Source organism: Acidimicrobiia bacterium, from assembly GCA_040881685.1.
Classification (GTDB): domain Bacteria; phylum Actinomycetota; class Acidimicrobiia; order IMCC26256; family PALSA-555; genus SHVJ01.
In genome coordinates this window covers 166,065-181,686 of sequence record JBBECS010000002.1, presented here as the reverse complement: position 1 = coordinate 181,686, position 15,622 = coordinate 166,065, and the positions used below count along the sequence as shown (strand labels likewise).

General features: G+C 68.1%; 16 protein-coding genes, 1 tRNA gene and 1 other RNA gene. 12 read left to right on the top strand and 6 right to left on the bottom strand.

Going from position 1 to position 15,622, the window contains the following annotated elements:
• The first annotated feature begins 231 nt into the window (after positions 1-231).
• On the top strand, positions 232-627 hold the full coding sequence (locus WEE69_01165) for a nuclear transport factor 2 family protein (GenBank protein ID MEX1143903.1): 396 nt from the start codon (positions 232-234) through the stop codon (positions 625-627).
• Here WEE69_01165 and WEE69_01160 read toward each other — a convergent pair.
• Positions 624-1,088 carry a nucleoside deaminase gene (locus tag WEE69_01160; protein MEX1143902.1) on the bottom strand — a complete coding sequence of 155 codons (465 nt, stop codon included), beginning with the start codon at positions 1,086-1,088 and terminating at the stop codon, positions 624-626. The two genes, WEE69_01165 and WEE69_01160, sit on opposite strands and share 4 nt — an antisense overlap.
• 1 nt (position 1,089) lies before the next feature.
• Positions 1,090-1,174: transfer RNA gene (locus tag WEE69_01155), tRNA-Ser, on the bottom strand.
• Positions 1,175-1,218: 44 nt separating this feature from the next.
• Between WEE69_01155 and ffs the strand changes: the two genes are divergently transcribed.
• The 4 genes from ffs (at position 1,219) to recR (ending at position 4,361) form a co-directional block, all read left to right on the top strand.
• Positions 1,219-1,483: signal recognition particle sRNA large type (gene ffs, locus WEE69_01150), an RNA gene on the top strand.
• A gap of 36 nt (positions 1,484-1,519) precedes the next feature.
• The gene (gene dnaX, locus WEE69_01145) at positions 1,520-3,364 is read left to right on the top strand and encodes a DNA polymerase III subunit gamma/tau (GenBank protein MEX1143901.1); all 1,845 of its coding nucleotides are present in this window, start codon (positions 1,520-1,522) and stop codon (positions 3,362-3,364) included.
• A gap of 19 nt (positions 3,365-3,383) precedes the next feature.
• Positions 3,384-3,737 (top strand): YbaB/EbfC family nucleoid-associated protein, encoded by a 354-nt coding sequence (locus WEE69_01140; protein ID MEX1143900.1) that lies wholly within the window; start codon positions 3,384-3,386, stop codon positions 3,735-3,737.
• Positions 3,738-3,761: 24 nt separating this feature from the next.
• Positions 3,762-4,361 carry a recombination mediator RecR gene (gene recR / locus WEE69_01135; GenBank protein ID MEX1143899.1) on the top strand — a complete coding sequence of 200 codons (600 nt, stop codon included), beginning with the start codon at positions 3,762-3,764 and terminating at the stop codon, positions 4,359-4,361.
• A 17-nt stretch (positions 4,362-4,378) separates the two neighbouring features.
• Here recR and WEE69_01130 read toward each other — a convergent pair whose 3' ends face one another.
• A complete protein-coding gene (locus WEE69_01130; protein MEX1143898.1) occupies positions 4,379-4,894 on the bottom strand; it encodes an RDD family protein in 516 nt (171 codons plus the stop codon).
• A 40-nt stretch (positions 4,895-4,934) separates the two neighbouring features.
• Positions 4,935-6,119 carry an acetyl-CoA C-acetyltransferase gene (locus WEE69_01125; protein ID MEX1143897.1) on the bottom strand — a complete coding sequence of 395 codons (1,185 nt, stop codon included), beginning with the start codon at positions 6,117-6,119 and terminating at the stop codon, positions 4,935-4,937.
• Between the two features lie 125 nt (positions 6,120-6,244).
• On the opposite strand from WEE69_01125, the gene ccrA reads away from it, so the two are divergent.
• The 7 genes from ccrA to WEE69_01090 all read left to right on the top strand — a co-directional run bounded on the left by ccrA (position 6,245) and on the right by WEE69_01090 (position 13,800).
• Entirely contained in the window at positions 6,245-7,594 is a 1,350-nt protein-coding gene (gene ccrA / locus WEE69_01120) for a crotonyl-CoA carboxylase/reductase (protein ID MEX1143896.1), read from the top strand.
• Entirely contained in the window at positions 7,584-8,006 is a 423-nt protein-coding gene (mce, locus tag WEE69_01115) for a methylmalonyl-CoA epimerase (GenBank protein MEX1143895.1), read from the top strand. The genes ccrA and mce overlap by 11 nt, the downstream gene beginning before the upstream one ends.
• 165 nt (positions 8,007-8,171) lie before the next feature.
• Entirely contained in the window at positions 8,172-8,669 is a 498-nt protein-coding gene (locus WEE69_01110; protein MEX1143894.1) for a CAP domain-containing protein, read from the top strand.
• Between the two features lie 47 nt (positions 8,670-8,716).
• Positions 8,717-10,357 (top strand): acyl-CoA carboxylase subunit beta, encoded by a 1,641-nt coding sequence (locus WEE69_01105; protein ID MEX1143893.1) that lies wholly within the window; start codon positions 8,717-8,719, stop codon positions 10,355-10,357.
• Between the two features lie 43 nt (positions 10,358-10,400).
• The gene (locus tag WEE69_01100; GenBank protein ID MEX1143892.1) at positions 10,401-10,637 is read left to right on the top strand and encodes a hypothetical protein; all 237 of its coding nucleotides are present in this window, start codon (positions 10,401-10,403) and stop codon (positions 10,635-10,637) included.
• Between the two features lie 9 nt (positions 10,638-10,646).
• Complete coding sequence (locus WEE69_01095) at positions 10,647-11,762, top strand: metallophosphoesterase (protein ID MEX1143891.1); 1,116 nt, start codon at positions 10,647-10,649, stop codon at positions 11,760-11,762.
• 217 nt (positions 11,763-11,979) lie between these two features.
• Positions 11,980-13,800 (top strand): long-chain fatty acid--CoA ligase, encoded by a 1,821-nt coding sequence (locus tag WEE69_01090; GenBank protein ID MEX1143890.1) that lies wholly within the window; start codon positions 11,980-11,982, stop codon positions 13,798-13,800.
• A gap of 4 nt (positions 13,801-13,804) precedes the next feature.
• On the opposite strand, the gene WEE69_01085 is transcribed toward WEE69_01090, so the two are convergent.
• Together WEE69_01085 and WEE69_01080 are read right to left on the bottom strand one after the other, a co-directional pair.
• The gene (locus tag WEE69_01085; GenBank protein ID MEX1143889.1) at positions 13,805-14,917 is read right to left on the bottom strand and encodes a hypothetical protein; all 1,113 of its coding nucleotides are present in this window, start codon (positions 14,915-14,917) and stop codon (positions 13,805-13,807) included.
• Positions 14,907-15,437 carry a sigma-70 family RNA polymerase sigma factor gene (locus tag WEE69_01080; GenBank protein MEX1143888.1) on the bottom strand — a complete coding sequence of 177 codons (531 nt, stop codon included), beginning with the start codon at positions 15,435-15,437 and terminating at the stop codon, positions 14,907-14,909. Before WEE69_01080 ends, WEE69_01085 begins: the two co-directional genes overlap by 11 nt.
• Positions 15,438-15,622 lie beyond the last annotated feature (185 nt).

The window sequence follows — 15,622 nt, the reverse complement described above, 5'->3', positions numbered from 1 at the left end:
CGGTGTCTCCTATGTCTTGACACAGGTGTCGCCTATCTCATGAGATCCGGCACCACTCCCTCCGCGAAGCCGGGGAGGGCAGGCCCTCCCCGGCGGCCCCTTCCGGCGCAACTTGTTCCGCGGCGAGGTTGCCGAGGGCCGGCAAAGCCGGCCCTCGGCGAACCGAATGATCCGTGCGAACTCGCGTTGCGAATGCTCATCGCACGTCACTTCGCGATGGGGAGGAAAGCAATGGGTGAGAAGGAGAACTGCGATCTGGTCGAGCGTGGCTTCGAGGCGTTCAACTCCGGTGACATGGCGACGTTGAGCGGCTTGATCGCCGAGGACGCATCGCAGCACATCCCGGGCAAGAGCCAGTTCGCCGGCGACTACAAGGGCCGCGACGCGATGCTCGAGTTGTACGGGAAGCTCGCGGAGGCCACGAACGGCACGTTCCGAGCTGCGTTGCAGAAGACCGAGGCGGACGGTGCCGACACGGTCATCGCGACCTATCTCGGCCAGGGTCAGCGGGAGGGCAAGAACCTCAATACGACGAACCGGTTGGAGTTCACCATTGCCGACGGCCGCTACACGAAGCTCGTGGACAACCCCGACGACCTGGCGGGTTGGGACGACTTCTGGGGCTAGGTACGGCGCGTGGCGAAGAAGGTGCTGAGGAGCTCGGCGCACTCTTCGCCACGCACGCCGCCGACCACTTCGACTTCGTGATTGAGCCGAGGGTCGGCACCCAGGTTGTAGAGCGAGCCCATCGCGCCGGCTTTGGGGTCCGCGGCTCCGAAGATGACGGTATCGATCCGTGCTGCGATCGTCGCACCAGCACACATCGGGCATGGCTCGAGAGTGACGACGAGCGCGCACCCGTCGAGTCGCCAGCTGCCACGAGCGGTGGCGGCATCGCGCAAGGCCAGCACCTCGGCGTGAGCCGTCGGGTCGGTCGAGACCTCTCGCTCGTTGTGCCGCCGCGCCAGCACCACACCACTCGCGACGTCAACCACTACCGCGCCAATAGGCACGTCATCGTGCGCCAAAGCATCCCGCGCCTCGTCGAGCGCAACGCCCATGTGGTCGTGCCACGCAGCGTCGGTCATGCGGAGGGAGTGGGATTCGAACCCACGGTGAGTTGCCCCACACACGCTTTCCAAGCGTGCCGATTCGGCCGCTCTCGCATCCCTCCCGGATCGGCGATCGTACGTGTCCCGGATAAGGTCGCAGCGCGGACCGTGCTAGGCGGGGAGCTCGTGGTGCCCTGTACCCCCAATCCACGCACGGGGGGCTGAATTCCCTCCCGAGGCTCGGACCGCCGCACGATCGGTCCCGGCGCGGCGTCGAGGGCCGGGTCCTGCGCAACGGGATCCCGCAAACCGAGTCAGGTCCGGAAGGAAGCAGCTCTCAGCGGACTTTCCCGTGTGCCGCAGGCAAGCCTGGCCTGAGCTGCGTCGGATCGCCGTTCCGCGGCGGCCCCGAGTCGACGGCGGGTGCACGGTCCGCACCTCTGTCCCTGCTCGGTAAGGTCGAGGACGTGCCGTATCAGTCGTTGTATCGGAAGTATCGGCCGCAGCGCTTCGACGAGCTCGTCGGCCAGGAGCACGTCACCACTGCGTTGCGCAACGCGGTGCGCGATGAGCGGGTCGGGCACGCGTACCTCTTTTCCGGACCACGCGGAACCGGCAAGACCACAACGGCGCGGATCCTCGCGAAGGCCCTGAACTGCATGAACATCGGTCCCGATGGCGAGCCGTGCGACGCGTGTGACAACTGCCGCGCGATCGCAACCGGCACCTTCCTCGATCTCTTCGAGCTCGACGCGGCTTCGAACCGCGGCATCGACAACATCCGCGATGTCATCGAGAGCTCGACGCTCGGCATGGGCGGTGGTGCGAAGACGAAGGTTTACGTGCTGGACGAGGTGCACATGCTCACCGACCCAGCGGCCAACGCGCTTCTGAAGACGCTCGAAGAGACGCCTAGCCACGTCGTGTTCGTGCTCGCAACCACGAATCCCGAGAAGGTGCTTCCCACCATCCGGTCACGCACGCAGCACTTTGAGTTCACGCTGCTGTCGATCGAGCAGCTGGTGACTCGCCTCGGCGATCTGTGCGCGCGTGAGGGGGTCGAGGCCGACGCCGAGGCCCTCGCCGTCATCGCCGCCGCTGGCGCGGGCTCTGCTCGCGACGCGGAGTCGCTGCTCGATCAGGCGCTTGCACACGAGACCGGACCGCTCGAAGCGGCGGCCGTTGCGGCGCTCTTCGGCGGCGCACCGTTCCCACTGCGTGTGCGCATCCTCGAGTCGATCGCCGGGGAAGATTCGCCGGGCGCCTTGGTCGCGTTGGGCGAGCTCCTCGAGGCGGGCCACGACCCGAGGCGCGCGGCTGAAGACCTCTTGGGCACGGCCCGCGACGGGTTTCTCCTCACGGCCGGCGCCGGGCGAGTGCGGGTCGACGCGTCCGAGGAGGAGAAGGAACGCCTGCGCCAGCTCGGACTCGCCCTTGGCAATGCCGCGCTCGTTCGGGCGATCGAGACGCTCGGCCAAGCGGTCACCGACATGCGCGGCACCGAGGCCGCCGACCCACGCCTCGTGCTCGAGGTCGCGCTCGTGCGCCTCAGCCGTCGCGACGCGGGCCCACCGCTGCAGACGGTGGTGGAGCGCATCGAACGTCTCGAGCGTGCGCTCGCCAGTGGCGCCACACCTGCATCACCTGCATCCGCAGCACCGGCATCGGAGGCACCGCCGCCTCCTGACCCGCGTGCGCCGGGCCGCACCATCGGCGCCGTGCGCGCTGAAGCCGCCAACGCACCCGCGGTCGACGAGCCAACACCGGTGGAAGCGGCGTCGCCCGAGCAAGTGGTTGAAGCGTCACCAGCCGCTCCACCCCCGGACGACTCCGCCGCCCGGCTCGAGCTCGATGACGTGATCATCGCCTGGGGTTCGATCCTCCCGGAGCTCCCGGTTGCGACGCGTAGCGCAGTCCAGAACGCGCAGCCGTTGCGCGTCGACGGCGACATCGTGGTGTTCGGCGTGCCGCCCGGTGTGATCGAAGCGGCCAAGCCGCGCTTCAAAAAGGAGGCCGACACGATTCGTGCCGCGCTGGCGCACCACCTTGGCCGCACGGTGCGCTTCAACCTCGAGCCGGCCGAGGAGTTCTCGCTCGGCGGTGGTCAACCGGCGCCCGTGCCGACGCGTGACGCGCCGTCCGCGTCCGGTCCCTCGGGAGCCGACGAACCTCCTGAGATGGTCGAGATGGCCGACATCGATCTCTCGCAGAACACCGACGCTCCGCTCGGGCCCCCCGCGTCGGTCAGCCTGTTGCAGCAACAGCTCGGGGCTACCGTCGTCGAAGAGCTGCCGCGCGACGCGGGCAGTTGAGCGTCGGTCGGGAGCAGTGATGGCGAAGCAGAAGCCGGCCGGAGGTCAGGGCGCACAGCTCAACCAGATGATGCGCCAGATGCAGAAGATGCAGGAGGACATGGCCGCGGCGCAGTCAGCGCTTGCCGAGGAGACCGCCGAAGTCTCGGCCGGCGGCGGCATGATCAAAGCCGTGGTCACCGGCTCCGGAGAGATCCGCTCCGTCTCGATCGACCGGCAGGTCGTGGATCCGGACGACCTCGAGATGCTCGAAGACCTCGTGCTCGCGATCTGCAAAGAGGCGCAGCGCGCCGCGCAGGCACTCCAGGCCGAGCGCATGGGCGCGGTGGCGGGCGGGCTCGATCTCGGCGCGCTCGACGGCCTCATCGGCTGAGTCAGAGACCGAATCCCCATGGCGCTGCACGAAGGGCCGGTTCAGGCACTGATCGACGAGCTCGGCCGACTGCCCGGCGTGGGCCCGAAGTCGGCGCAACGCATCGCGTTCTACCTCTTGAAGGTCGCGCCCGAGGATGCCAACCGGCTTGCGAAGGCGATCACCGATGCGAAGGCGCGCGTCTCCTGGTGCCGTCGGTGCTTCAACCTCGCCGAAGGGGAGCTGTGCATGTTCTGTCGCGACGATCGCCGCGACCCCTCGCTGTTGTGCGTGGTGCAAGAGGCCCCCGACATCGTCGCGGTCGAGCGCACCCACGAGTTCCATGGCCGGTACCACGTCCTCCAGGGCGCGATCTCCCCGATCGAGGGAATCGGTCCCGAGCAGCTGCGGGTCAAGGAGCTCCTGCGCCGGGTCGGTGAGGAGGGCGTGCGGGAGGTGATCCTCGCGACCAACCCGAACATCGAGGGCGAGACCACCGCGATGTACGTCGCGCGCGTGCTGAAGCCGTTGGGCGTCCGCATCACGCGCATCGCGAGCGGACTGCCGGTCGGAGGCGACCTCGAGTACGCCGACGAGGTGACGCTCGGGCGCGCGTTCGAAGGCCGGCGCGAGGTCGACGCGTAGCCGCGACGAGCGAGCCGTCAACCGGGCCACCGCTCGACGGGGTAGTCGGTCACCGGGACGACGAACGTGCCCGATGCCTTGTCGTGCCACGTCTGGCGCTCTGGATCCCACAGCATCCAGAAGTAGCCGAGGCCGAACGCGAGACCAGAGAGGATGGCGACGAGGTATCGGGTGACGCAGCGGCCGTAGTCGACCCGATCACCGCCGGTGGCGTCGATGACCCGAATCCCGACCGCGCGCATGCCAACGGTCTGACCGCTCGGGCTCCCGATGAAGTACGTCGTGTAGACGACTGCGATCACGATGCCGACAACAGCTGCCACCCACCGGTTCGTCGCCTCCTGGATGATCCCGTTCACCATCCCGAGCAGGATCCCGTCCACGAGTGCGCCGACGAAGCGGATCCAGAACCCGGCGCGCGGACCGGAAGCGGTTCGATAGCCCGACCCGCCGTAGCCGGTTGATGACTGCCAATCCTCCGGTGGGGGTGGCGGGGGTGTGCCATCCGGCGGCGGCGGCGGGGGCAGTGACATCAAGGCTCCTGACGGAAGAGCTGCTCGGTGGCGTGCGGTGTTACAGCGCGCGCACGACTGCGGCGTCGCCCTGCCCACCACCGCCGCACAGCGCCGCCGCGCCGAGTGATCCGCCGCGACGGCGCAGCTCGTTCACGAGCGTGATCACGATGCGCGCCCCGGACATGCCAATTGGGTGGCCGAGCGCGATCGCGCCGCCGTTGACGTTGACGACGTCGTCGGTGATCCCGAGATCACGCATGGATGCCAGGCCCACCGCGGCGAACGCTTCGTTCAGCTCGAAGAGGTCGAGGCTCGAGACTGGCTTGTCGATCTGCTCGAGCGCACGCTTGATTGCCCGCGACGGCTGGGTGAGGAGCGAGGTGTCGGGGCCGGCCACCATGCCGAAGCTCACGAGCTCGGCGATGGGGGTGACGCCCAGCTCGGCGGCCTTTTCGGTGCTCGTGACCACCAGTGCCGCCGCGCCGTCCGAGATCTGCGACGCGTTGCCGGCGGTGATCGTGCCTTCCTTGTCGAAGGCCGGCCTGAGCGCGGCGAGTGACTCCGTGGTGGTGCCTGGGCGGACGCCCTCGTCGACCTCCACGAGGATTGGGTCGCCCTTGCGCTGGGGGAGTGCGACGGGGGCGATCTCCTCGGCCAGACGCCCTTCCTTGGCCGCGGCTGCGGCACGATCGTGGCTCTTGGCCGCGGCGTCGTCCATGAGCTCGCGAGTGAGTCCTCCGAACTCGCCGCAGTAACGCTCCGTGCCCGAACCCATGTGCACGGCGTCGAACGCGCACCACAGGCCGTCCTGGATGAGCGAGTCGAGCACCTCCGAGTTGCCCATGCGGTAACCCGCGCGCGCGTTCGGGAGCAGGTACGGCGAGTTGGTCATCGACTCCATGCCACCGCAGACGACGACTTCTGCGTCGCCGGCCTGCACCATCTGGTCGGCGAGGTAGATGGCGTTGATACCGGACAAGCACACCTTGTTGATCGTGATCGCGGGAACGGTCATCGGGATGCCCGCCTTCGCCGCGGCTTGGCGCGCGGTGATCTGCCCCTGTCCTGCCTGGAGCACCTGGCCCATGACCACATAGTCGACCTGCTCGGGTCCGACGCCGCCGCGCTCGAGCGCGGCTTTGATAGCGATTCCGCCGAGGTCCATCGCGCTCATCGGCGCGAGCGCGCCGGACAGTTTGCCAATCGGCGTGCGAGCCGACGAGACGATCACAGAGCCGGGCATCGAGGCACCTTTCCTGCGCTGAAGTAGGTCGTGCCGATCGTACCGAAGCGCAAGCCCTCCGTCGCCAGCCAGGACCTGACCGCGGGAGGCATCGCGGGCACGCGGACGCGTAGCCTGCTCTACCCATGAGCACCGAGATCGACGCCATCCGCACCGCGATTCTCCAGGGCGCCCCAGGCGAGGAGATCGGAGCGATCCCGCTTCCGTCTTCATTCCGGGCCGCGGTGGTCCGAGCTGACGAGCAAGAGATGTTCGCCGACATGCCGTCGGAAGAGAAGGACCCGCGCAAGTCGGTGCATGTCGACGATGTCGCACTGCCCGAGCTGGCACCCGACGAGGCGTACGTGGCGGTCATGGCGTCGTCGATCAACTTCAACACAGTGTGGACGTCGATCTTCGAGCCGCTCCCCACGTTCCAGTTCCTCGCGCGCCTCGCGAAGGAGAGCGTGTGGGGTGCGCGCCACGACCAGCCGTTCCATGTGATCGGTTCCGACGCAACCGGCGTGGTCCTGCGCGTCGGCTCGGCGGTTCGCAACTGGAAGCCGGGCGACAGCGTCTGCGTTCACAGCAACTACGTCGACGACCAGGACCCGGCCGCGCACGACGACGCGATGCTCGCCCCCAATCAGCGCATCTGGGGCTTCGAGTCCAACTACGGCGGCCTCGCTGAGATTGCGGTCGCCAAGGTCAACCAGCTGATGCCGAAGCCCTCCCACCTCACGTGGGAGGAGGCGGCCGTCAACCCCCTCTGCAACTCGACGAGCTATCGCATGATCGTGAGCCCCAACGGTTCGCACATGACCCAGGGTCAGACGGTGCTGGTATGGGGTGCCACCGGCGGGATCGGGGCCTATGCCGTGCAGTACGTGCTGAACGGCGGCGGCACGCCGGTGGGTGTGGTCTCGTCCCCCGACAAGGCCGCGCTGCTCCACGAGATGGGTTGCGAGCACGTCATCGATCGGAAGGCCGAGGACTTCAAGTTCTGGAAGGACGAGCACACACAGGATGCCGGGGAGTGGCGTCGCCTCGGCAAGAGGATCAGAGAGCTCACGGGCAACGACCCCGACATCGTCTTCGAGCATCCCGGTCGCCAAACGATGGGTGCGTCGGTGTTCGTCGCCAAGCGGGGCGGCATGATCATCACGTGCGCCGCCACCAGCGGCTTCAACATTGAGTTCGACAACCGCTATCTCTGGATGAACCTGAAGACGCTCAAGGGCTGCCACTACGCCAACTACCGCGAGGCATGGGAAGCCAACCGGCTCGTGTGTGACGGGCGCATCCACCCCGCGCTCTCGAAGGTGTTCACGCTCGACAACACCGGCGAGGCCGCGTACCAGGTGCACCACAACCTGCACGAGGGCAAGCTCGGCATCCTCGCGCTCGCGCCGGAGGAGGGCCTCGGCGTGACCAACCCCGAGATGCGCGAGAAGTTGCTGCCCCAGATCACCCTCTTCCGTCGCCATGGCGCCTGAACCCGGCGTCTCGGTGCTCACCGAGATCGACCACGTGGCGATCGCGGTCAACGATCTCGAGGCGGCGATCGAGTACTACCAAGACACGTTCGGGTGTCAGGTTGCGCACCGCGAGGTGGTCGAGCGCGACGGGGTCGAGGAAGCGTTGCTGAAGGTGGCCGACTCGTACGTGCAGCTCCTCACGCCCGTGCGCGACGACTCGCCGGTCGCCAAGTACCTCGAGAAGCGGGGCGAGGGCATCCACCATGTGGGATACCGCGTCAGCGATTGCGCCGCGGCCCTCGAGCGGGTGAAGGCCCAGGGCCACAAGGTCATCGACGAGGCACCGCGCCCCGGCAGCCGGGGGACCACGGTCGCCTTCGTGCACCCCAAGACCGCGTTCGGCACCCTCATCGAGCTGGTGCAGGAGTAGGGCCAGCGGGCCGAGGCGCATTTTTCGCCGTGCCCGCGAGGGGCGTGTACGGTCGTCCCCGAGAGGGACCCCTGGGGTCCCTCTCGGTCATCTCCAGGCACCGCGTCGCCCAGGCACGGTGTGCCGCCATGGAGCACCACCGAACCAGCCCTCGGGGAGCAGCCCATGAGCGTGCGACGCGCACACGCAGTCATCTTCCTGGTCGTGGCCGTGCTGGTCGCAGCCGGGTGCCGACCGAAGGCTGCCCCTGCGCCCCCACCCCCGGTGGTCCACCAGAGCTCGTCCGCCACGATCCAGGCGGTCTTCAACGCCCACGAGAACCTCACGGGCTTCGACTACCAGCCTGATGTCGGCGCCAGCATGGCGGCACAGTGGGTGGCGAACGTGAACGCGAGCAGCAGCGCGTGCGGTCCCCTCCTGCACTCCTCCGGGGCTCAGCTCCTCGCGTGGTACCCGGGCGGCGGCGGCGAGAACCTGTTCTGCTGGTACCTCCCCTCGGGCTGTGCGACCGGCCAGACCGCGGCGAATGCCGCAGTGAACGCCTGGATCGCGAGCCCACCCCACTTCTCCGTGATGCAGCAGTTCAGGAATCGGTATCTCGGCGTGGGTGCGTCGTGCCGGAACGGCACCACGCTGTTCGTCGTCGCGCACTTCCGCTACTAGACCGGTCGCCGAGACCCGGCGGAGCCGCCCGGTACGCTGCACCCCTCATGGCGGTCGAAGAGTCCGAGATCCAGGAGCAAGCCGAGGCCGAGGCGCTGCACGGTGACCCCGGTGCCGGTGTCACGCCCGGCGCTCCCCACCCCATCGAGGAGCGGCTCGAGCAGCTCGCCGCCCTCCGCGAGGAAGCGCTGCACGCCGGGAGCCCCGCGGCCGTCCAGCGCCAGCACGAACGCGGCAAGCTCACCGCGCGCGAGCGCCTGGAGAAGCTGCTCGACGAGGGCTCGTTCGTAGAGCTCGACATGCTCTCGCGCCACCGGGCGCACGGGTTCGGCATCGAGCAGACCCGCCCCCTCACCGATGGCGTCGTCACCGGATGGGGCACGATCGACGGTCGCAAGGTGTTCGTGTTCGCCCAGGACTTCACCGTGTTCGGCGGTGCCCTCGGCGAGGTGTTCGCCGAGAAGATCCACAAGGTGATGGACCTCGCAGAATCGGTGGGTGCGCCGATGATCGGGCTCAACGACGGCGCCGGTGCCCGCATCCAAGAGGGCGTCGTCTCGCTCGACGCCTACGGCGGGATCTTCTTCCGCAACGTGAAGGCATCGGGCGTCATCCCGCAGGTGAGTGTGATCCTCGGGCCGTGTGCGGGCGGTGCGGTGTACTCGCCCGCGATCACCGACTTCGTCTTCATGGTCAAGGGCTCGTCGCACATGTTCATCACCGGGCCCGACGTGGTGAAGACCGTGACCGGTGAGGACGTGACACAAGAGGAGCTCGGCGGCGCGATGACGCACGCGTCCAAGTCGGGTGTCGCGACCTTCGTCGCCGACGACGAGGACACCGCGCTCACGCAGGTGCGCTACCTCCTCTCCTTCCTGCCCTCGAACAACCTCGAAGAGCCTCCCTACTTCGAGCCCACCGACGACCCCGAGCGCCGCTGCGAAGACATCGTCGGGCTCATCCCCGATGCGCCGAACAAGCCGTACGACATCAAGGCCGTGATCCACGAGATCGTCGACGATGGCGACTTCTTTGAAGTGCACGCGCTCTGGGCGCAGAACATCGTGTGCGGGTTTGCCCGAATCGACGGGTACTCCGTCGGGATCGTCGGCAATCAGCCCCAAGTGCTCGCGGGAACGCTCGACATCGACGCGTCGGAGAAGGCGGCCCGCTTCGTGCGCTTGTGCGACGCGTTCAACGTGCCGCTGGTGACGTTCGTCGACGTGCCCGGCTTTCTTCCTGGCACCGACCAGGAGTACGGCGGGATCATTCGCCACGGCGCCAAGCTGCTGTACGCGTACTGCGAAGCGACCGTTCCCCGGGTGCAGATCATCACCCGCAAGGCGTACGGCGGCGCGTACGTCGTCATGAACTCCAAGTCGATCGGTGCCGACCTGGCCTTCGCCTGGCCGTCGGCCGAAGTTGCGGTGATGGGTCCCCAGGGTGCGGTGAACATCATCTTCCGCAAGGAGATCGAGACCTCCGCCGACCCCGAGACGCGCCGTGCCGAGCTCATCGAGGAGTACACGGAGCGTTTCGCGAACCCGTACATCGCGGCTGAGCGTGGCTATGTGGACGACGTCATCGATCCCCGCGACACGCGTCGGGTGCTTGCCCGGTCGCTCGCCATGCTCCGCACCAAGCGCGAGCAGCTGCCGCAGCGCAAGCACGGCAACCTGCCTCTCTGATGCTCCGTCGGATGAGACTGGCCCTGACCGGAGTGACCACGTGGTGACCGAGCGAGGCAGTGGCCCGCGGCTGCGGGCCATCACGCCAGACGCCACGCCTGAGGAGGTGGCGGCGATCTTGGCGGCGGTCACGGTGTCCACGGCTGGGGGTCCGCCGATGGACCACGAGCCGCATCTCGACGAGTGGGTGCGCGGTGCACGGCTCGTTTCGCGCCGGGTCGGGCGGGTTCGCGGCCCGTGGCGTTTCTCAGGTCGCGTCGCGCGGCGCACCCGTCCATAGCGACGGCGCATGACGGCGCCGGCCAACGCCGAGCTCTTCGCGGTCGGCCCTGACGAGGCCTTCGTCACCTTCACTACCAGGGCGGGTGAATCGGTCACGACGCGAGTAGGAGCCCGGGAGGTCACCACAACAGGTGCGTGGCATGTCGTGCGCGTCGACGGTCTCGCTCCTGACCACGAGTACACGCTCGACGTCGAGGGCGCGCCCGCCACTGAGAACCTGCCCGCATCGTTTCGCACCTTGGCGTGTCCTGCTGGTCGGCTCCTCGCGACGATCGCCACGGCCAACGACGTCCACTTCGGCGAAGTCGAGTGCGGGCACCTTGGGCCGCCGCACGAAGACATCGGCCCGTTCTTCTCCGTCGCGCCCGATGAGCCGCCGTATCCCGAGACGATGAACCGAGCCGTCGTAGGCGAGATGCGAGCGCTCGATCCCGACGTGGTCGTGGTGAAGGGTGACCTCACGAGCGTCGGCTCCGCTGACGAGTACGCCGCGTTCCTCGCGATGTACGGCACGTTGGGCGATCGGATGCACCACGTGCGCGGCAACCACGACGCCATGCGCGACCCCACGATGGCGATCGAGGACGCACCGTACGCGGTAGAGCTGGAGGGCATCACGCTCGCGGTGCTCGACACCGTGATCCCGGGAACCGACGGCGGCCAGCTGAGCGCCGATCAGGTGCAGTGGCTCGACGACCTCGCGAGCGAAACCGCGGACCCGGTGTTGGTGTTCGGCCACCACTACCTCTGGGACCTCGCATCGCCCACGCGCAACCCACACACGTTCGGCATCAACCCGGACGACAGCGAGGCGCTCGCTGGCGTCGTCACCCGTCGCGAGAACATCGCCGGGTACTTCGCCGGTCACACACACCGCAACCGGATCCGTCGCTTCCCCGCGGTGCGCGACGTCCCGTTCGCCGAGATCGGGTGCACCAAGGACTATCCGGGGGCGTGGGCTGAGTACCGGATCCACCAAGGCGGCTACACGCAGGTGGTGCGGCGGGCCACCGAGCCCGCGGCCTTCGCCTGGGCCGAGCAGACCCGCGGCATGTTCGCCGGCCTCTACACCGAGTATGCCCTCGGCCACCTCGACAACCGCTGCTTCACCCAGCACTTCTGATCGCCCCTGGACGCGATCCGGGGCAAGTATTCACCAGCCGGGGGGGAGTTCTCCACTCTCCCGGGGAGTTCTCCACAGGTTCTCCACGGCTCCGGCGGGAGACCGCAGGGTTCTCCCAGACTTCTCGACCGGTGGGTGTGGACAACTGGCGGCGGAGCGACGGCGCGCGTCGCCCGCGCGAGACTGCCGTCGCAAGGTCGTGCTTCCCGGGGGAACCATGAGCGTTTCGAGCGACGACATCGCACGCACGGTGGCAGGGCACACCGTCGCCACCCGCTTCCGTGACACCGTCCGCGAGCACGGCGCGCGCGTCGCGTTGCGGTGGAAGGAAGCCACCCCTGCCGGCGAGGAGGGCTGGGGCGAGTGGACCTGGTCCGACTACGCCGAGCGGGCGTGCCGGCTTGCCGCCGCGCTCTCGGAGCTCGGCGTCGTCAAGGGCGAACGCGTCGTGCTGATGATGCGCAACCGACCCCAGTTCCACATCGCCGACGTCGCCACCATGCTCCTCGGTGCCACTCCTGTGTCGATCTACAACTCCTCGGCACCGGAGCAGGTGGAGTACCTGGCGCGCCATTGCGGCGCGGTTGTGGCCATCGTCGAGGACGTCGACTACCTCGAGCGCGTGCTGAAGGTGCGTGACGAGCTGCCCGCGCTCGGCGCGGTCGTGATCATCGAGGACGACGGGCGCGCCCCCGGTAACGTGCTCCATTGGCACGACCTGTTGCAACGCGACCCGATCGACCTCGACGCCGCCGCGAGCGTCGCCGAACCCGACGACCTCGCAACCATCATCTACACGTCGGGGACGACCGGTCCGCCGAAGGGTGTGATGCTCGACCACGCGAACGTCGTCTGGACCGTCGAGAGCCTGCTGGGCTGCTGGGAGGCCGTGCCGTACTTCAGCCGGATGGTGTCGTACCTGCCGATGGCGCACATCGCGGAGCGCATGGTGTCGCACTACCAGGGGATCGTCGGTGTGTTCGAGGTGACGACCTGCCCGGAGCCGTCACAGGTCGCGTCCTACCTCCCCCAGGTGAAGCCCGAGATCATGTTCGCCGTGCCGCGCGTGTGGGAGAAGATCCACGCCGGCGTGCTCGCGCTCGCGGGTGCCGACGCCAACCAACAAGCGATGCTCGACGCTGCGCTCCCGGTCGGTGAGCAGGAGTCGGAGTACCGGGCGCGCGGCGAGGCACTCCCCGCTGACCTGGCCGCCGAATACAACGAGAAGGCCAAGCCGGTGGGCGACTTCGTGCTCGGCCTGCTGGGTCTCGACCAGATCAAGGCGGCGATCAGCGGCGCGGCGCCGCTCCCCGTCGAGGTGCTGAAGTTCTTCCGCGCGCTGGGCCTGGAGATGTCGGAGATCTACGGGCTCTCGGAGACCTCCGGCCCGATGACGTGGACCCCCTTCCGCGTGAAGGTGGGCACCGTGGGCCCGCCGATCCCCGGTTGCGAGGTTCGGCTGGCCGACGACGGCGAGGTGCTCGCCCGGGGCGGCAACATCTTCCGCGGCTACCTCAACGATGCCGAGCGAACGGCCGAAGCGCTCGACGACGACGGCTGGCTCCACACCGGCGACATCGGTGTGTTCGACGACGACCAGTACCTCAAGATCGTCGACCGTAAGAAGGAGCTGATCATCACCGCGGGCGGCAAGAACATCTCGCCGGCCAACCTGGAATCGGCGCTCAAGTCGTTCCCGCTGATCGGTCAGGCCGCGGTGATCGGCGACAACCGCCCGTTCGTCTCGGCGCTGGTCGTACTCGACCCCGACGTGGCCCCGGCGTGGGCGGCCAAGCAAGGTGTCAAGGCGACGTCGCTTGCCGAGCTCGCGCTTGACCCGGTGGTGCTCGAGGAGGTCGAGCGCAACGTGGCCGAGGCCAACAAGCGCTTCTCGAACGTCGAGCGCATCAAGAAGTACACGGTCCTCGGCGCCGAGTGGCTCGCCGACTCCGAGGAGCTCACGCCGACCATGAAGCTCAAGCGCCGCGGCGTGAACACCAAGTACACCGACGAGATCGAGGCGATGTACGCGCGCTAGTGATTCATTCGCGGGGTGGACAACGTGCTTGCCCGATCGCGAACGTCGCGCACACCGTGTCGCGACTGACCATCCAGACACCGTCGATCTTCACCGCTCGGCCGGGCTGATTGGTCGGTACCGCCGGGAGCCCGTCGCAGAAGAACGAGAAGATGACATCGGCATCGTCCTCGTCGATGCGCGTGATGGCGTCCACGCGTCCCGTGTAGCACTGCGGATTCCCCACAAGGTCCGCAGCTTCCTGTGCCGTCGCCTTGATCGATGCGAAGTCCTCGATCACCGCTTCGGCACCGTCGAAGTCGGGTGGCCCCGCCGCGACCCACGTCTCGAACGCAGCCTCGATCGCCTGGGTGTCGGCCGACGCCGGAACCGTCGACGGCGGCACGGTCGTGACCGGCACCGGTGGCTCCTCCAACCACGGCTCCACCACCAGGCTGTTCAGGACCGCGAACGCCTCGGCCCGAGCCTCGGGTGTCGACGTCGGCCCGAAGCCGACATCGGCGATGAAGACACGACCCTGATCCGAGAACGTGTAGCGGTGGATCTCCCACGGCACGTCGGTGCCGATGGCGAGGCACGTCGAGACCGCACTCTCCGCCGTGGCGAAGTTGTCGGGGCGAAGTGGATACTGCCCGTACGCCTCGGTCGTGAGCCGCTGTGTCGCCGCGAGCTCCTTCTCGAGAACGGTGACATGGGTGGTCTCTCGGAGCACGACGACGACGTCGTCGTTGTACATCTCGTCTTCGAAGCAGGCCGAGTGTGGAACGCCAGCCGGCTGCAGCGTGGTGCCCACGGCAAGGATCTCGCCGTCGAACCGCATGCCGGGCTCGATCGGACTCTCGACCCATCCGTCCGGAAGGTCCACGGAGACCGGCGGGTCCCCGGCGCTGACGCCCGGAGACGCGGCGGGGGTCACCGTCTCGATGCGCGGTCCACTGTCGACGCTCAATGCGACACCGCCACCGAGTGCGGCGATGAGCGCCAGTGCGCACACCCCCGCGGCACCGCGACGCACGTGGCGGCGCCGGCGCAGTCGGGCTTCGATCAGAGAGAGGGGCGCGTCGCGTGTCGGCGACGCGGCCGCCGCGCGCAGGGTCTCGTTCACGTCATTCGCCACCGTGCATCTCCTTCGATTCGGTCCGTAGCTCGTCGTCCGTCGTGAGCCCCGCGCCACGAAGGCTCTCGATCGCCCGCCGGGTATGCGTCTTCACCGTGTTCTCGGGGCAGTCCATGAGCAGCGCGACGTCGGCCACCGGCAGATCGACGTAGTACCGGAGCACGAGAGCCCGACGCTGTGACTCCGGGAGCGCGGCCACCGCGTTTCTCAGCGCGAGCGCATCGGCGGCCTCCACTGGTGGCGCGGTCACGTCGACCACTGCGCCGAGGCGCTGGCGCGCCCGTCGTTCAGCCCCGCGGCGGCGGTAGTGCGAGCTGGCGAGGTTGAACCCGACCCGATGGGCCCAGCCCATCGGCGATTCCATCGCCCGCACCTCCGTCCACCGTTCGCACACCCGCACGAGCGCCTCCTGGGACAGCTCTTCGGCAACGTGGCGATCGCCCGTGTAGAGGCTGAGCGCGCCGACCAGGCGCGGCCAGGCCTCCCGGCAGAAGCCGGTGAGCTCAGGCGTTCGTGTCACCACGACAAAGACGCTCGCGCGGGGCAAACGGTTTCACCGTCCCCACGATTACCTATGAAGTTGTCAAGGTGCTGGTGGGGAAGTTTCGAGCTGGTGACTGGGGCTGGGCGGGTGTGACAGTCGAAAACAGGCCTCCGACCTGCGAAAACGTCGAAATCGGCTCAACGGGGCAGACCGGCCGAACG